The sequence below is a fragment of the Flavobacterium haoranii genome (assembly GCF_009363055.1).
GTDB lineage: Bacteria > Bacteroidota > Bacteroidia > Flavobacteriales > Flavobacteriaceae > Flavobacterium > Flavobacterium haoranii.
In genome coordinates this window covers 2,146,284-2,162,983 of record NZ_CP045292.1, presented here as the reverse complement: position 1 = coordinate 2,162,983, position 16,700 = coordinate 2,146,284, and the positions used below count along the sequence as shown (strand labels likewise).

General features: G+C 30.8%; 20 protein-coding genes. 12 read left to right on the top strand and 8 right to left on the bottom strand.

The window, feature by feature from the left end; translation table 11 throughout:
• Nucleotides 1-136: 136 nt before the first annotated feature.
• Both GCU34_RS10335 and GCU34_RS10330 read left to right on the top strand, forming a co-directional pair.
• Nucleotides 137-1,360: an undecaprenyl-phosphate glucose phosphotransferase gene (locus tag GCU34_RS10335; RefSeq protein ID WP_262884244.1), complete on the top strand. Its 1,224-nt coding sequence runs from the start codon at nucleotides 137-139 to the stop codon at nucleotides 1,358-1,360.
• The gene (locus GCU34_RS10330; RefSeq protein ID WP_072782422.1) at nucleotides 1,360-2,118 is read left to right on the top strand and encodes a glycosyltransferase family 2 protein; all 759 of its coding nucleotides are present in this window, start codon (nucleotides 1,360-1,362) and stop codon (nucleotides 2,116-2,118) included. Before GCU34_RS10335 ends, GCU34_RS10330 begins: the two co-directional genes overlap by 1 nt.
• Here GCU34_RS10330 and GCU34_RS10325 read toward each other — a convergent pair whose 3' ends face one another.
• A complete protein-coding gene (locus tag GCU34_RS10325) occupies nucleotides 2,119-3,429 on the bottom strand; it encodes a phenylacetate--CoA ligase family protein (RefSeq protein ID WP_072782424.1) in 1,311 nt (436 codons plus the stop codon).
• A gap of 132 nt (nucleotides 3,430-3,561) precedes the next feature.
• On the opposite strand from GCU34_RS10325, the gene purD reads away from it, so the two are divergent.
• Nucleotides 3,562-4,833, top strand: coding sequence for a phosphoribosylamine--glycine ligase (gene purD / locus GCU34_RS10320; protein WP_072782426.1), 1,272 nt, complete (start codon nucleotides 3,562-3,564; stop codon nucleotides 4,831-4,833).
• Nucleotides 4,834-4,900: 67 nt separating this feature from the next.
• Here the strand turns inward: purD and GCU34_RS10315 are convergent, their stop codons facing one another.
• Nucleotides 4,901-5,131 (bottom strand): DUF6341 family protein, encoded by a 231-nt coding sequence (locus tag GCU34_RS10315; RefSeq protein WP_072782428.1) that lies wholly within the window; start codon nucleotides 5,129-5,131, stop codon nucleotides 4,901-4,903.
• Nucleotides 5,132-5,177: 46 nt separating this feature from the next.
• Here GCU34_RS10315 and GCU34_RS10310 point away from each other — a divergent pair, with 46 nt between their 5' ends.
• Nucleotides 5,178-6,107 (top strand): hypothetical protein, encoded by a 930-nt coding sequence (locus GCU34_RS10310; RefSeq protein ID WP_072782430.1) that lies wholly within the window; start codon nucleotides 5,178-5,180, stop codon nucleotides 6,105-6,107.
• Here GCU34_RS10310 and upp read toward each other — a convergent pair.
• The gene (gene upp / locus GCU34_RS10305) at nucleotides 6,102-6,755 is read right to left on the bottom strand and encodes a uracil phosphoribosyltransferase (RefSeq protein ID WP_072782432.1); all 654 of its coding nucleotides are present in this window, start codon (nucleotides 6,753-6,755) and stop codon (nucleotides 6,102-6,104) included. The two genes, GCU34_RS10310 and upp, sit on opposite strands and share 6 nt — an antisense overlap.
• Nucleotides 6,756-6,825: 70 nt before the next feature.
• Here upp and GCU34_RS10300 point away from each other — a divergent pair, with 70 nt between their 5' ends.
• Nucleotides 6,826-7,431 (top strand): DUF4254 domain-containing protein, encoded by a 606-nt coding sequence (locus GCU34_RS10300; RefSeq protein WP_072782434.1) that lies wholly within the window; start codon nucleotides 6,826-6,828, stop codon nucleotides 7,429-7,431.
• Between the two features lie 4 nt (nucleotides 7,432-7,435).
• The gene (locus GCU34_RS10295) at nucleotides 7,436-8,488 is read left to right on the top strand and encodes a glycosyltransferase family 9 protein (protein ID WP_072782437.1); all 1,053 of its coding nucleotides are present in this window, start codon (nucleotides 7,436-7,438) and stop codon (nucleotides 8,486-8,488) included.
• Between the two features lie 12 nt (nucleotides 8,489-8,500).
• On the opposite strand, the gene GCU34_RS10290 is transcribed toward GCU34_RS10295, so the two are convergent.
• A complete protein-coding gene (locus GCU34_RS10290; RefSeq protein WP_072782440.1) occupies nucleotides 8,501-9,550 on the bottom strand; it encodes a ferredoxin--NADP reductase in 1,050 nt (349 codons plus the stop codon).
• A gap of 140 nt (nucleotides 9,551-9,690) precedes the next feature.
• On the opposite strand from GCU34_RS10290, the gene GCU34_RS10285 reads away from it, so the two are divergent.
• The 3 genes from GCU34_RS10285 to GCU34_RS10275 are packed head-to-tail and all read left to right on the top strand — an operon-like array spanning nucleotide 9,691 to nucleotide 11,346.
• Entirely contained in the window at nucleotides 9,691-10,026 is a 336-nt protein-coding gene (locus tag GCU34_RS10285) for a PadR family transcriptional regulator (protein WP_072782442.1), read from the top strand.
• Between the two features lies 1 nt (nucleotide 10,027).
• Entirely contained in the window at nucleotides 10,028-10,657 is a 630-nt protein-coding gene (locus GCU34_RS10280) for a hypothetical protein (RefSeq protein ID WP_072782445.1), read from the top strand.
• Nucleotides 10,654-11,346: a hypothetical protein gene (locus tag GCU34_RS10275; protein WP_072782449.1), complete on the top strand. Its 693-nt coding sequence runs from the start codon at nucleotides 10,654-10,656 to the stop codon at nucleotides 11,344-11,346. The genes GCU34_RS10280 and GCU34_RS10275 overlap by 4 nt, the downstream gene beginning before the upstream one ends.
• A gap of 39 nt (nucleotides 11,347-11,385) precedes the next feature.
• Here the strand turns inward: GCU34_RS10275 and GCU34_RS10270 are convergent, their stop codons facing one another.
• Both GCU34_RS10270 and GCU34_RS10265 read right to left on the bottom strand, forming a co-directional pair.
• The gene (locus GCU34_RS10270; RefSeq protein ID WP_072782452.1) at nucleotides 11,386-11,895 is read right to left on the bottom strand and encodes an acyl-CoA thioesterase; all 510 of its coding nucleotides are present in this window, start codon (nucleotides 11,893-11,895) and stop codon (nucleotides 11,386-11,388) included.
• Nucleotides 11,896-11,973: 78 nt separating this feature from the next.
• Nucleotides 11,974-12,921, bottom strand: coding sequence for an HU domain-containing protein (locus GCU34_RS10265; RefSeq protein ID WP_072782455.1), 948 nt, complete (start codon nucleotides 12,919-12,921; stop codon nucleotides 11,974-11,976).
• Nucleotides 12,922-13,192: 271 nt separating this feature from the next.
• Between GCU34_RS10265 and GCU34_RS10260 the strand changes: the two genes are divergently transcribed.
• On the top strand, nucleotides 13,193-13,600 hold the full coding sequence (locus tag GCU34_RS10260; RefSeq protein ID WP_072782458.1) for a c-type cytochrome: 408 nt from the start codon (nucleotides 13,193-13,195) through the stop codon (nucleotides 13,598-13,600).
• 7 nt (nucleotides 13,601-13,607) lie between these two features.
• Here the strand turns inward: GCU34_RS10260 and GCU34_RS10255 are convergent, their stop codons facing one another.
• Together GCU34_RS10255 and GCU34_RS10250 are read right to left on the bottom strand one after the other, a co-directional pair.
• Nucleotides 13,608-14,291: a response regulator transcription factor gene (locus tag GCU34_RS10255; RefSeq protein WP_072782460.1), complete on the bottom strand. Its 684-nt coding sequence runs from the start codon at nucleotides 14,289-14,291 to the stop codon at nucleotides 13,608-13,610.
• Entirely contained in the window at nucleotides 14,284-15,555 is a 1,272-nt protein-coding gene (locus GCU34_RS10250) for a sensor histidine kinase (RefSeq protein WP_072782462.1), read from the bottom strand. The genes GCU34_RS10255 and GCU34_RS10250 overlap by 8 nt, the downstream gene beginning before the upstream one ends.
• A gap of 113 nt (nucleotides 15,556-15,668) precedes the next feature.
• Between GCU34_RS10250 and GCU34_RS10245 the strand changes: the two genes are divergently transcribed.
• Together GCU34_RS10245 and GCU34_RS10240 are read left to right on the top strand one after the other, a co-directional pair.
• Complete coding sequence (locus GCU34_RS10245; protein WP_072782465.1) at nucleotides 15,669-16,139, top strand: DUF1573 domain-containing protein; 471 nt, start codon at nucleotides 15,669-15,671, stop codon at nucleotides 16,137-16,139.
• A 70-nt stretch (nucleotides 16,140-16,209) separates the two neighbouring features.
• A complete protein-coding gene (locus GCU34_RS10240) occupies nucleotides 16,210-16,680 on the top strand; it encodes a methylated-DNA--[protein]-cysteine S-methyltransferase (protein ID WP_072782467.1) in 471 nt (156 codons plus the stop codon).
• Nucleotides 16,681-16,700: the final 20 nt, after the last annotated feature.

Here is a 16,700-nt window from a genome sequence, read left to right as displayed (position 1 = left end):
AAGTGCAAAAAAGGTATTCCAAATATTTGAGAACAATAAGTTATTTGCTTGATGTAAGTATAATACTTATTCTTTTTCCATTTTTTATAAGGATAAATTACATATAAATGATTTATATTTTGGTTTATACTTGTTTTTGAGTTGGACAATTTTATCCTTTTTTGTAAAGTTTTATGAAATTTTTCGTTTTACACCTTATACAGAAATCTTAGGTAAAATTGCGAAACAAGTTGTAATTTTTTTATTGTTGACTATAGCAATTTTTCCCTTTTATAAATCAGCAATTTTTAGTGGAAGGGCAACTGCTTGGTATTTTATTACGCTCACATCTTTTATAATCATTTTTAAAACCGCCTTATTTTATTATTTAAAAAAATATAGAATTTTAACAGGTAATAATTTAAGAAAAGTAGTTATAGTAGGGTATAACACCAAAACAATAGATTTAAAAAACATCCTTGAAACTAGAGCCGATTATGGTTATACATTTAAAGGATTTTTTTCAGATAAAAAACAAAATGAATTAGTCATTGGGAAGATAAACAATGTTAGAGAATTTGTTTTGGAACAAAAAATTGATGAGATATTTTGTTCTATAGGTGAGTTAACAAATGACCAACAAAAAGATTTAATCGATTTTTGTGACGACAATAAAATAGAAATAAAGTTTATTCCCGATACGAAGATAATTTTCTCAAAAAATATGAGAGTGAATCATTTCGAAATGTTTCCAATATTATCTATAAGAAAATCACCTCTTGATTCTTATTATACAAATTTATTTAAGAGAACTTTTGATGTTTTATTCTCATTATTTGTTATAATATTTCTATTATCATGGTTAACACCAATTTTAGGTTTGTTAATTCTTTTAGAATCTAGGGGTCCAATTTTTTTCAAACAGAGTAGACCTGGAATAGGAGAAAAAGAATTCTTTTGTTACAAGTTTAGATCAATGCAATTGAATGTTACTACCGAAAAAGAAGCGTCTAGAAATGATCCTAGAGTCACTAGAATTGGTAAGTTTATTAGAAAAACTAGTATTGATGAATTACCACAATTTTTCAATGTTCTTTTAGGGGATATGTCTATTGTGGGACCTAGACCTCATCTTTGGACGCAGAATAAAAACTATGGAAAAAGAATCAAAAAATACATGATAAGACATCATGTTAAACCCGGTATTACAGGACTCGCTCAAGTAAAAGGATGTAGAGGAGAAATTGAAACTGACGATGATATGATTAACAGAATTAAATATGATGTTTTTTATATTGAAAACTGGTCATTTATTCTAGATATTAAGATTATTATCCAAACGGTTATAAATATTTTTAAAGGAGAAGAAAAAGCATACTAATGAAATTGGTTTCTATCATAACGCCAACGTTTAATGCGGAACAATTTATTCTTCAAACCATTCAATCTGTTTTAGAGCAGACGTATACTCATTGGGAACTGATTTTGGTAGACGATTGTTCGTCGGATGCCACTTGGGAACTAATCCATTCGATTTCTGATTCTAGAATAAAATGCTTTAAATTAGATCAAAACTTTGGACCGGGTGTGGCTCGAAATTTTGCCATTCAACAAGCAAAAGGAAATTATATCGCTTTTCTCGATGCCGATGATGTGTGGAAACCCCAAAAGTTGGCTAAACAATTGCAATTTATGGAAGATGAAAACCTTCCGATGACGTTTTCTTTTTACGAACAAATAGATGAAGAAGGTAAGAGTTTACACAAACAAATTACGGCACCCTTAGAAGTTTCGTATAATCAATTGTTTTACTGCAATTGGATTGGAAACTTAACCGGAATTTATTCGGTAGATTTTTTTGGTAAAATTCCCATTTCAAGTATCAAAAAACGTCAAGACTGGATTTTGTGGCTGACTTTGGTACAAAAAATTAAAACGGTAAAACCGGTTCCTGAAAGTTTGGCTTTTTATCGCGTGCGAAAAGATTCGGTTTCGTCTTCCAAAGTAAAGTTGATTCAATACAATTATGCTATTTACAGAAATTTTCACGAGAATCATCCGTTGAAAGCTGCGTTTAATACTGCCTTGTTTTTGGTTCACCAATTGTTGATTAAACCGCGTTTTACAAAAACAATCTAACTATAAATCCGATTGAAATTGTTTCAGTTTTCCTCTAGCAGTTCGTTTCAAAACGTCTTTTCGGTTGTAGGTAAAATGCAATCCGGGTTCTAAGTATTTGGCAATGGCTTTCTCAATTTCGGCTATTTGTTCCAAAGTCAATTCGTTTTCACTTACATAATCAATATCGAAAGAATCCAATGTTTTTTGGCGCACAATAAATTCTTTCACGTTTCCGTCGTCTTCAATAATGCTTTTGGTTACGTAGTAAAAAGTCAGTCCGGGCGATTTTTTTCCGCTAGGAAGCAAAGCGATATCACTGGTTCTTCCGACTAATTTTTTTAGAATCGGTTTTTTAGCGGTGCTTCTTTCGTCCAAAATTCCCACGTCGCCTATTTCATAACGAATAAACGGATGCGCTTTATTGTCTAACGAAGTGATGACTACTTTTCCTTCCGTGCCATTTGGAACCGGCTGGTTATTTTCGTCTAAAATTTCTACGAATAAAGTTTCGCTGTTCACTTGCCATTCGCCTTGCGGATTTTGAAACGCAATTAAATCCAATTCCGAAGCGCCATATTCGTTTACAATAGGAATTCCTAAATAGGTTTCTAGCAACTTTTTATCTTCTTCAAACAACATTTCGGAAGTCACCATGCAAACTTTTAAAGTCGGACAAACATCCGTTAAAATAATGTTGCGCTGTTGTAAAAACTTGGCAAACAAAACTATCGAACTCGTATAACCATTGATGTAGTCGAATTTTTTGGTTTTAAAATGTTCCAAAACGCCTTCCAAAACTTTATCCGATAAATCAAAAATAGGGAAACGATAGCGGTGGCTCAAAATGTCTTTAAATCGCTCTTTGTAATAGCCCACTTTATCCAAAGGAATTCCATAAAATCGCGCTTGATAAGACGAATTAAAATCGATGTCAAACCAACCAAAACGATAGCTATTGGACGCCCAAGTTAAAGCATGCGAATGTTTGTCTTTAGCAAATACAAAAGGATCGCCACTGGAACCAGAAGTTTTATTCACAAAAACTGTTTTTTCGGTATAACCTTCCGAAAGTCTTTCTGATAAAGGTTTTTGCAAATGTTTTTTTGTTACAACCGGTAAATTGTTCCAGGAAGTAAAGGTTTCGTTTCCAACTAAATTGCGATAGAAAGTATTGTACTTCAAATGAAAATCGACAATTGCTTGTTTTCGTTTTTCAATAAATTCCGGATAATCTTCTGCTGAAACTGCCGCAAATGCTGCAAATTCTTCTTTTGCTTTGGCAATAGGAAAGCCGTTTAATTGTAAGCTTAGATCAAATAATTTCAGCATAGCTTAGGGTTTGCCCAAAAATATAAAAATTATGGCAAAAAAATTCTTTTCTCTTTCTTCTTTAGAAAATGTATTTTTGCAGAGAATTAACAACATTATCTGAATCATTCAGATAAAAAAACAACACAACACATGAATATTCTTCTTTTAGGTTCTGGAGGTCGCGAGCATGCATTGGCTTGGAAAATGTTACAAAGCGATAAATGCAGCCGACTTTTTGTTGCGCCAGGAAATGCAGGAACAGCACAAATAGCTAAAAATGTTGCGCTTAATCCAAACGATTTTGAAGCGGTAAAACAATTGGTTTTAACAGAAAAAATCGAAATGGTGGTGGTAGGACCAGAAGATCCTTTGGTAAATGGAGTGTTTGATTTTTTCAAAAACGATGCTGAGTTGGCTTCCATTCCTGTTATTGGACCTTCAAAATACGGAGCGCAATTAGAAGGAAGTAAAGAGTTTGCGAAAGAATTTTTGGTAAAACACAATATCCCAACGGCTCGTTACGAAAGTTTTACTGCTGAAACGGTTGAAAAAGGCTATGCTTTTCTTGAAACATTAAGCGCGCCTTATGTTTTAAAAGCTGATGGTTTAGCGGCAGGAAAAGGTGTTTTGATTTTAAATGATTTGGCAGAAGCAAAGGACGAATTAAAAAATATGTTGGTCGATGCTAAATTTGGTTCAGCAAGTGCGAAAGTGGTTATCGAAGAATTCTTAAGCGGAATCGAATTAAGTTGTTTCGTGTTAACAGATGGCAAATCGTATAAAATTTTACCAACAGCAAAAGATTACAAGAGAATTGGCGAAGGCGATACAGGTTTAAACACCGGTGGAATGGGAGCAGTTTCTCCAGTTCCGTTTGCAACACCTGAATTTTTAGCTAAAATTGAAGATAGAGTGGTAAAACCAACAGTTGCTGGTTTGCAAAAAGACAATATCGATTACACAGGATTTGTGTTCATTGGATTGATTAAAGTTGGCGATGATCCGTTTGTAATTGAGTACAACGTTCGTATGGGTGATCCGGAAACTGAAGTGGTTATGCCGCGTTTAAAAAGCGATTTAGTTGAAATTTTTGAAGCAATGGCTAAACAAGAATTAGACAAAGTTGCTTTAGAAATTGACGAAAGAGCTGCTACGACCATCATGATGGTTTCAGGTGGATATCCAGAAGATTATGAAAAAGGAAAAGTAATTACGGGAATTGAAAACGTAACGAATTCGATAGTTTTCCACGCGGGAACTGCTTTAAAAGATGACGAAGTAGTAACTAGTGGCGGACGTGTTTTAGCGGTTACGTCTTACGGTTCAACGTATCAAGAAGCTATTGCACAATCGTATCAAAGTATTGACAAAATTGCTTTCGATAAAATGTACTTTAGAAAAGATATTGGTTTCGACTTATAGTCAAAAGATTACAAAAACAAAAAGCGCTAAATTTTATTTAGCGCTTTTTTATATTATAAATTCAAAATTATTTCAAGAAAGAATGTGAAGTAGTATTATCATCGTCTTCATTATTCGCTTTAAAAATATTAAGTTGTTTTAACCAATACACTAAAGCTCCACAGCAAATGATAATAAAAATCCAATTTAAAAAATTGGCACCCCACCAATTTGTTAATTCTAAATTTCTTAATGCATCAAACGGTAAGAATAAAAAATCAACAAAAAGTGATTGTATAGCTTCAAAAAATGATTTCATCTTGATAAAGTATTATATTTACACCACAAAAATATAAAATATCCTGATGATTACAAGTATTTTTGACAAAACTCGTCCATTAAATTATTTAATAATAGCAATATTGCTATTACTAGCCCAATTCGCCTATTTTTTTCTTAACGGATTGTTTAGTAATGGATTAATTTCCATTGCATATTTTATTGTGTATTTTGGTATTAATGTAGCTTCATTGGCACTAGTTAATTTCGTTACACTAAGAAACACTTTAACTAAGAACAATAACTTTGCAGTATTATTATATTTTATCTTTTTGTTATTTTTTCCGAAGACATTTCAAAACGGAGAAGTATTAATTTCTAATTTCTTTCTGTTATTAGCATTAAGAAGATTGGTTTCACTAAGATCAATGATTAGTACTAAAGAAAAGATTTTTGATGCTTCCTTTTGGATTTTTGTGGCAGCGTTATTCCACTTCTGGAGTATTAGTTATATTCTTTTAGTTTTTATTTCGATTATACTTCACGTTTCAAGAGATTTTAAAAATTGGTTAATTCCTTTTATCGCTTTGTTTTCGGTTACTGTTTTGTTTTTTGCCGTGAATATAGCTTTCGATAATAAATTGTTTTCTCATTTAATGGAACAATCTTATCTAAGTTTCGATTTTACATATTTTGAAACGGTTTATCAAAATATAGCCTTGTCAATTTATGTTTCGGTGGCGTTGTTGTTTTTCATCAATATGAATTTAACCCAAGCATCAAAACCACTTAACTTACAATCTTCATTTAAGAAAGTAATTTTTTCGTTTGTACTTGGGGTATTCATTTATGTTTTATCTGCTAATAAAAATAACAGTTGTTTATTGTTTAGTTTTGCTCCACTTGCAGTTATGGGAGGAAACTTTTTTGACGGACTTCAAAACAAAGTCCTTAAAGAAATAATCTTAATTGCATTATTTGTATTAGGATTATTCTTTTTTGTTATGGCTTTATAATTTGCTTCCGTAAGCTAAATCGCCTGCATCGCCTAGTCCGGGAACTATGTATTTTTTTTCATTTAGTTTTTCGTCTAAAGCGGCAACCCACAAATGACAATTTTCAGGAAGGTTTTCTTCAAGAAAAGCAATGCCTTCTGGTGCAGCAATCACAACAGCAATATGAATTTCTTTAGGTTTTTGTTCTAAATGCAACTGATTCAAAACTGCAACTAAAGATTGTCCTGTTGCTAACATTGGGTCAATTAAAATTAAATTTTTACCTTCAAACGATGGAGCAGCTTGATATTCTACTAAAATTTCAAATTTATCATCGTTGTTGTAATGATGACGATAAGCCGATACAAATCCGTTTTCAGCATCGTCAAAAAAGTTCATAAAACCTTGGTGCAAAGCCAAACCAGCTCTTAAAATGGAGCACAAAACAACAGGTTCAGCAATAGTTGTGGTGTGTTTAATTCCTAATGGCGTTTGAACATCAATATTTTTGTATTCTAAAGTTTTACTCAATTCGTAAGCCATAATTTCGCCTATGCGTTCTATGTTTTTACGAAAACGCATACTATCTTTTTGAATGTTTACATCGCGCAATTGCGTTAAAAAATGATTTAAAATACTGTTTTCCTCTGAAATATAATGAATATGCATCTGTCAAATGTTATGAAATGTTTCTAGGATAAAAGTATAAAAACTATATTTGTAAATAAAATTTAAAATCATGTTTGCAGAATTTGCTTTTCCCATCTTTGAACAAGCTATTAAAGATTATCATATAATTGACGATGTGTATCAACCTGTAAAGAATCCTTATGAGAAAGGAACCATTGAATATTTGCTTTACGCAAAAAACTGGGTAGACACGGTACAGTGGCATTATGAAGACATTATTCGTGATCCACAAATCGATCCGGTAGCGGCATTAGATTTAAAACGTAAAATTGATGCTTCTAACCAAGTTCGTACGGATATGGTAGAATATATCGATAGTTATTTTCTTCAAAAATATGCAGACGTTCAGGTAAAACCCGATGCAAAAATCAATACAGAAAGTCCGGCTTGGGCAATTGATCGTTTGTCAATTTTGGCTTTGAAAATTTACCACATGAACGAAGAGGCAACTCGTGCAGAAGCAACAGCTGAGCACAGAGCAAAATGTCAAGAAAAATTAAATGTATTATTAGATCAAAAGAACGATATGTTTACTTCAATTTCGCAATTAATCGAAGATATTGAAGCCGGTGACAAATACATGAAAGTGTACAAACAAATGAAAATGTACAACGACGAGGAATTAAATCCGGTGTTGTATCAAAATAAGAAATAAGTGAATGGCTAAGCCAAAGCACATTTTAGTTATGAGGCTCTCGGCTATGGGTGATGTCGCAATGACAGTTCCCGTGTTGAGAGCTTTTTCTTTGCAATATCCTGAAGTCAAAATTACCGTGGTTTCTCGACCCTTTTTTGCGCCTTTTTTTAACGGAATTTCCAATGTTACTTTTTTTGGAGTGGATTTAAAAGAACGGCACAAAGGATTTCTAGGTTTGTTGCGATTGTTTTCAGACGTAAAGCAATTTAAGATTAATGCCGTTGCCGATTTGCACAATGTATTGCGATCAAAAGTCGTACGAACGTTATTTGCTTTGAGTGGAAAAAAAGTAGCCGCAACCGATAAAGGCAGAGCCGATAAAAAAGCATTAACGCGAGCGGAAAATAAAGTTTTTGCTCCGGTGAAATCGATGTTTGAAAGACATGTGGAAACCTTTGATAAATTAGGTTTTTCTCTTTCTTTAGAAAATCCAATATTTCCTGAAAAGGCAAAATTAACTGAGGAAATTATTAGTAAATTATTTGGAAATGAGATTCCTGATTTCTCAGGAATTAAGATTGGAATTGCACCTTTTGCACAATATGAAAGTAAAGTGTATCCATTGGATTTAATGCAAGAAGTAATTGATGCTTTGGCTGAAAATAAAAACCAAAAAATCTTCTTATTTGGTGGAGGCGAAGCCGAAATTCAAAAATTAAATCAGTTTCAAAACCAACATAAAAATGTTATAGTAGTTGCCGGAAAATTGAAGTTTCAACAAGAATTAGATTTGATTTCTAATTTAGATGTAATGCTTTCTATGGATAGTGGAAATGCTCATATTGCTGCCATGTTAGGTGTAAAAGTAATCACACTTTGGGGTGCTACACATCCGTATGCTGGCTTTAAACCTTTTAATCAACCCGATGATTTTTGTATAACTGCTGATAGAACTCAATATCCGTTATTGCCAACATCTGTTTATGGAAACAAAAAAGTGGAAGGTTATGAAGATGTAATGCGAACGATTCAGCCTGAAATAGTAGTAGACAAAATAAAAAAGGAGCTTAATTAGCTCCTTTTTTTATTAAATATCATCAAAATCTACGGTAATACTTGTCGTAGTTGGAATAGCCTGACAAGATAAGATTAAGCCTTCTTCAATTTCAGAATCTGTTAAAATTTGATTCTTTTTCATTTCAGCTTTACCATCTGTAACTCTACAAATACAACTGCTACAAACTCCACCTTGACAAGAATATGGCACATCAATCCCTTGTTTTAATGAAGCTTCTAAAACTGTTTGCTTTTGGCTCATTTCAAATTCTTGTTCGTCGCCATCACAAATTACTTTAATTTTTGTGTGACCGTTACCTGTTTCAATTTCTTTTTCAGAAGAACTCGAAGTAGTAAATAATTCGAACTTAATATCTTTTTCTAAGACATTGTGTTCTTTTAAAGTATTGCTTACAGTGTTAATCATTTCTTCCGGACCACAAACATAGAATTTGTCAAAAGTAATTTCATTGTGCTTGTTGAAAAGAACATTGTTAACGATAGATTTATCAATTCTTCCGAAATAAGAATCACCTGATGGTTTTGCTGTAAAAGCATATTCTACAATTAGGCGACCCATATATTTTTGTTGTAAATCTTGAATTTCTTGATGAAAAATAGTTTCTTCAACAGATTTGTTTCCATAAACTAATAAAACAGTACTATTGCTTTCGTCTTCTAAAATACTTTTTGCAATAGATAAAATAGGAGTTATACCACTTCCTGCAGCAAATAAGGCAATACTTCTTTGTTTGTCTTTAGGTTCGAAAATAAATTTTCCTTCAGGAACACTTACATCTAAAACATGACCAGCTTGTAATTGTTTGTTTGCAAATTGCGAAAATTTACCTTTTGGAACAGCTTTAATTGCTACTCGAAGTTCTCCGCTATTGGGTGAAGAACAAATAGAATAAGCTCTACGGATTTCTTCTCCGTCTAATGTTAGTTTTAAAGTAACATATTGACCAGCAGTAAACTTATAAAAATCTTGAAATTCTAGTGGAATTGTAAAAGCTACAGAAACAGTATTTGGCGTTTCTCTTCTTACTTCTTTTATGTGTAATTTATAAAATTGTGACATTTTTAAAACATTTTTACAAAAATACGTTATTCTTTAGAAAATAGAGAAAAGAAGATAGAAGAAAGACTTTAAAAAGATATACTTAAGAATACTATACATAAGAATATTATGCATATATTTGTTTTGAAATTATTAGGGTTATGAAAAATTCTCAATTATATAAAGGAAGTTTAAATACCATAATCATGAAACTTTTGGAAGAAAATGGCAGAATGTATGGTTATGAGATTACACAAAAAGTAAAAGAAATTACAAAAGGCGAATTAAACATTACTGAAGGTGCTTTATATCCTGCTTTACATAAATTAGAAGCAGAGGGTTTGCTTGATGTTGAGGTGGAAAAAGTAGATAATCGATTAAGAAAGTATTATAAACTTACCGAAAAGGGTACTACAGAAACCGTAAACCGTTTAGCGGAATTAGAAGAATTTATCCAAAACATGCAAACTATTGTTAATTCTAAATTGAGTTACTAAGATGCAATTAAGTAAAGAAAACATAAAATTCATAGACAATTATTTAAAAAACAGCGAAGTCATTTATTACGACATTCGTATGGAAATGCTCGACCATGTAGCAACGGCAGTAGAACAAAAAATGGAAGCTGAAAATTTAGATTTTTACGATGCTTTTAAAAGTTACATGGTTTTGAATAAGAAAGGGATATTGAAAGGAAACAAAGATGGTACGAATGTTTCATATTCTTGGTCAGTAATAAAAAGCTTTTTAATATTTATTACAAAACCATATATGCTAATTTTGCTTTTGCTTTTGGTTATTTTATTTAAAAAAGTTGAAGTTGCCGATTATTTGAATGAATCTTTTACCATCAATAATTTGTTTTTAGTTTCAATTTTAAGCATAGCACTTTTTCAACTCTTTTATTTTTATATTTATTTAAAAGAAAGGTTTTTTGTGATTGAAAAAGTGGGAGGAGTCTTGGCTTTATTGTATTATGCTCAGATATTTTTTTTTAATGGTTTTGATAAAGAAGCTCCTTCAAGTATAGTTGTTGCAATTTTCTTTTATTTGTTATTTGCTTATATCATTTATTTTATAAATGAAATTTTAAAATTTAATAAAAAGAATAAACTTCTTTTACAATGAAAATCACACCAGAACAAATAGAACGTTTATACCAATTTACACGCCAACATTACGTGGAATGGTATGATTTGCAAACAGAGTTAGTTGATCATTTAGCAAATGCAATTGAACAACAATGGTACGAAAATCCGAATGTACATTTCGAAGAAGCTTTACAAATAGAATTTAAAAAATTTGGTGTTTTTGGGTTTATGGATGTAGTTGAAAAACGTCAAGCTGCGTTAAATAAAAAATACAATAAAATTATTTGGGGACATTTTAAAGATTTCTTTTCTGTTCCAAAAATAATAATCACGTTTTCTTTAATAGGAAGCTTATTTTTAATGCTTAAAAACTTTAAATACGCTGAATTAATTTCAACTACTTTAATATTTGGAGTTATTATAACTTTTTGGATTGGTTTACTTATTCAAAAAAGAAAATCGAAAAAACAAACAAAGGAATCGGGTAAAAAATGGTTGTTAAAAGATATTATTTTTGGTTACAGTACTTTTGCAGGATTAAGTTATTTGCCATTGCAATTAATTATTAATGTAGATTTTGAAAATATTGGAAATTTAAAAGCATTAGTTATTAGTTCAATAACAATTTTTCTTTATTTAATAGAATATATAATGCTATTTGAAATTCCGTCGAAAGCCGGAAAATATTTAGAAGAAACTTATCCCGAATATAATTTTGTAACATAAAAAAAAGACAAGTTTAAAACTTGTCTTTTTTATGAATATTTACGCAAACAAAGCTTTTAATTCTGTAGCTTCACTAGCTTTCATTTTGCCAGCTAAAACTAAACTTAGTTGTTTTCTTCTTAAAGCTGCCGCAAAACGTTCTTTTTCTAAATCGGTTTGTGGTTCAATTGGTGGAACTGCAACAGGTCTTCCTGTTTCATCTACCGCTACAAAAGTATAAATACCTTCGTTTGCTTTATTTTTGATTCCTGATTCGCGATCTTCAATCCAAACATCGATATAAATTTCCATTGAAGAATTGAAAGTTCTAGAAACTTTAGATTCTACAGTAACTACGCTTCCTAGTGGAATGGCTCTATTAAAAGCCACGTGATTTACAGATGCTGTAACACAAACTCTGCGTGAATGTCTACGAGCCGTAATACTTGCAGCTCTGTCCATACGTGCTAATAATTCACCACCAAAAAGGTTGTTCAATGGATTTGTTTCTCCTGGTAATACTAAGTCGGTTAAAACAGTTAAAGAGTCGGAAGGAAATTTTGGTTGCATTGTTTTCAAGTTTTATGCAAAGATAAAAAAAGCCTTTTTAAAAATTAGACATAAAAAAATCCCAAAAATTGGGATTCTTTATTCTATCAATAACCAAGCATCAGTGTTGGTTTCTTGTCTTATCTTTTGTTTTTCTACTTGAGCTTCTTCTAGCGATTTGAAACTTCCATAGGTTACAGGAATTAAACCATATTTATTAATTGGTAATTTTTCCGATTTATAACCTTGAGCAACTAGTAAGTTTACTGCTTTATCAGCATTTTCATCACTTCTAAAAGCACCAGCAATTAAATGATAAGGCAACTTTTCTTCAGTAATTGGTAATTCCACAGCAACATTTGGAGTTTCAATAAAAAATGTAGCTTGTTGAATTTGCTCGTGTACTTTATTTTGTACATTTTTTTGAACTAATAAAGTTTGTTTCGCTACTTGGTCATCGTTGTAGAACTTATAGCTAAATAAACCAACAGTAACAAACAATGCAAAAGAAGCAGCGTATTTTAAATAAGAATAATCTCTTTTAATTTCAGGAATGGGAGCAATTGAAATAGGTTCGTTTTCTATTACAACTTCAGTTAACTTAGGTTCAAAAACAATTACTTCACGCTTAATTTCAGGTGAAACTAATTGGTTTAAACCAAAAGAACTCACTAAGAAATTAGTCGTATTTGAAGGTTCAAAAACCCAAGTTTTTTCATCTCCAATTGTAGCAATAGCACCAATATTTTTTAATGTAATGGTGTTACGCTGATTTAATTCGGCAATCCAATTTGTAACTTCAACTTGAATTTTGTTTAAAGCCACCTCGAAGCTTACATTTTCATTAGAAGCTACATGATTTGCTAACAAACCATCGTTGTTTTTAATGTTTGCATTAAAAGTAATTACTTTTCTTGGTGGTAAAAATGTAGCAGCGCTTCCATTTATTTGTGCCGAAACATTTTCGGTAATAAAAGCACCAAAGCCAGGAACTGTAACACACTGATAGCGATATAGTAAATCGGATATGTATTTTTCTAACATCATAAAGACAAAATTAATGAAACAATAAGTTCTGCAAAATTTTATCAACAATATTTATTAACAATTCGCAATTTTGATAAATGTGACATTTGTCACCAATAGATTTCAATAAAGATAATATCTTTGGAAAGTTTCTTTTTTTCGTCAGTTCGAGTAGCGAAGTGTATCGAGAACAAAGAAAAATTAAATCTATTCTCGATAATTTTTTTGAAATCAAAAAATACTCGAATTGACGATTTGATAAGTGTTGTTACATCTAAATAAATTTTAAATAATGAAAAAATTAGTTTTTAGTTTGGCGATTTTAGTTTTAGTAAGTTGCGGAGGCAAAAAAGAAGAAGAGCCATTTGGAAAATCAAAAGAAGTAGAATCAGTTTCGGTAACAGAGGAATCGGTTAAAGACGTAAATCCATTAGTAGAAGAAGGACAAAAATTATTTGAAGGAAAAGGAACTTGTTCGGCATGTCATCAACCTGAAAATAAAGTAATTGGGCCTAGCTTAAAAGAAATTTCAAAAATATATACCGAAAAAAACGGCAATATTATTACCTTTTTAAAAGGAGAAGCAGAACCAATTGTAGATCCTTCTCAGTTTGAAGTAATGAAAGCTAATTTTGCTATTACTAAAAATATGACCGATGAAGAATTAGCTTCTTTAGAAGCTTATATTAAAAGTTTTTAATAGACATTTATTCAATTACTAATTTGAAACCTACGCGCGGAATATTTTCAATTCGAACGTGGGTTTCATCTTTAAAAATTTTGCGCAAACGCGAGATAAAAACATCTAAACTTCTGCCAGAGAAATAATCATCGTTTCCCCATAGTTCGGTTAGTATTTTCTCTCTTTTTAAAACCGTATTTTTATTTTCTACAAATAAATTCAGTAAAGTCGCTTCGCGTTCGGTTAAGGTTATTTGTTGGGTTTCGTTTTTTAAAGAATAGTTGGTTGGTTCAAAAGTAAACGTTCCAATAGTATGATTTTTGTTCGATTTTTCAACTTTTTTCTGACTACGATTTAAAAATATTTCGATTTTTAAAATGAGTTCTTCAATAGAGTAAGGTTTTACCAAATAATCATCGGCACCTAAACGTAAACCTTTTATGCGATCTTCTTTCATGGTTTTTGCAGAAATAAAAATAATAGGAATTTCTTCGTTTCTATTTCTTATTTCTTGTGCAATCTCAAAGCCATCCATATCGGGTAACATTATGTCTAATACACATAAATCGAAATTTTCTTTACAAAACAATTCAAAGGCTTCTTTTCCATTGCTTACATGTGTAACATCAAAATGTTGTTCTAAATTATCGGCGGTTAAAAAAGCTAATGTTTCGTCGTCTTCTACGTAAAGAATTCTTTTTTTAGACATAGTGTAAATCTTTTTTAGGAATTTTAATTTCAGTTTCTAAACCTATAGTTCCGTTTTTTACTTTTATTTTCCAATGGTGAAGTTCGCATATTTTTTTAACATAGGCTAGCCCAATACCAAATCCTTCTATTTCTTCATTGTCTTTTCTACTTACGCGATAAAATTTATCGAAAATAAAAGGCAAATCTTTTTCTGGAATTCCAGGACCATTATCGGTAATAATAAGTGAAAAATATTTTACATTCTCTATCAAAGAAACTTTTATTACTATATTGTTATTTCCATATTTAATGGCGTTTTCAAATAAATTAAATAAAAGATTATAGAAATGAAAAGAATCGGCGGTAATTGTTACATTTTCTTGAATTGAATTGTGAACATCAAACTCAGTATTATGTTTTAGTTTGCAATTTTCAATAATTAAATCGATAGTTTTAACAACTTCTACGGGCGATTTTTTTAATTGAATTTGGTGACTATCTGTTTTGGCAACCGAAAGAATTTGTTCTATATGTTGGTTGAGTTTATTACTTTGATCGATAATAATTTGGATGTATTTACTTAGTTTTTTATTTTCAGAAATTTCTTTCTGAGTATTTGCATAATTTGAAGCAATTAGAATTGAGGATAATGGTGTTTTAAACTCATGCGTCATATTATTTATGAAATCGTGTTGTAATTCGGTATATCTTTTTTGCTTCAGTAATAAAAAAACCGAATAAACATAAATGATTAAAACAAAGAATAACACAACTGTAAATGCCCAATATTGTTTTAAGCTACTAAAGTAACTTTGTTTTAAATTAGGAAAACGAATGGCGAAGTAATAAATTAATTCTTCATTTTTTGTAAAACAGTCTTCGCATTTTTTTTCGGGTTTACCATCAGCGGCAATATAATTTCCATAAATCATATCGTCTGTTCCACAATTATAAATAGCATATTCGAAATCTTGTTCGAGTTTTACTTTTTCAAATTCAGTTTTTAAGTAATGTTCTAAAATGTTGTTTTCAAAAACATCGTCTACATTTACTATATAATAGTTGTCTGAAACTTTTTTTATTTGATTAGTAATTGGTAAAGTAGAATGATTATCGGCATATATTTTTTCAACAACATCTTGTAAAGCAAAATGAATTTTATCTTCTACATCTTTCTTTTCAAAACTATAAGCCTGATTTAGTAAAAACAATTGCATGATAATTACCCCAACAATTGCTAGTAAACCAATAACTACTAAAACATTAATTCTTTTCAATTTCATTTTACATCATTAACAAGTCGTTAACAACAATTAAATTATGCTTAACAACAATACTAAAATTAGTTTTTAAATTTGTTAAACCAAAAATAAAAATAACTTAAAACAATAAAGGTATGAAAGCATTAAAATTATCATTAGTAGCAGTTTTTGTTTCTGCGTTATCTTTCGCTCAAAGTGTAGAGAAGAAGCCTACATTAGACACAAAAAAAGCAGCTATAGAAACTGCACAAGCTCAAACTAAACAATCTGATTTAAAATGGGCTGATGATACACATGATTTTGGTGAAATTGAAAAAGGTAAACCAGTTTCTTATGAGTTTACATTTACAAACACTACAAAACAAACTGTATTATTAACAAATGTAAAACCTTCTTGTGGTTGTACAGCAACTAACTACACTAAAACTCCTGTAAAACCAGGTGAAAAAGGAACAGTTATGGCAACTTACAACGCTGCTGCTCCAGGAAACTTCCACAAAACAGTAACAGTTACTACTAACGAAGAAGGTGCTGCTCCAAAAGTGTTAATCATTAAAGGTAAAGTTAAAAACCAAGAAGAAGAAAAATCTATTTTGTTAAAATAATTCCAAACAACTTTTTTAATCTTATTAAAACCATCTCATTTTATTGAGGTGGTTTTTTTATTTTTATAAAATGAAATCAATTTATATAGATTCGCCATTAGGAATAACAAAAATATCAGGAGATGAAAATGGAATTTCCGAAATTTCTGTAGGTTATGAAGAGACTATTACAGAACAAATACCTATTAATTTTAAACAAGCAGTAATCGAGTTGGAAGAATATTTTAATGGTATTCGTAAAGAATTTACATTTAAATTAAATCCAAAAGGAACCGACTTTCAAAAGAAAGTTTGGCAAGAACTTCTAAAAATCCCTTATGGAAAAACTACATCTTATCTCGATCTTTCTAAAAAACTAGGCGATGTAAAAGCTATTCGTGCTGTTGCATCTGCTAATGGAAAAAATCCACTTTGGATTGTTGTACCATGTCATAGAGTTATTGGTTCCGATGGTTCTTTAACAGGTTACGCCGGTGGTTTATGGCGCAAACAATGGTTGTTAGAACACGAAAAAGGCGAAAAACAACAAACTTTGTTTTAATAGGTTTAATTCGCTTGTAT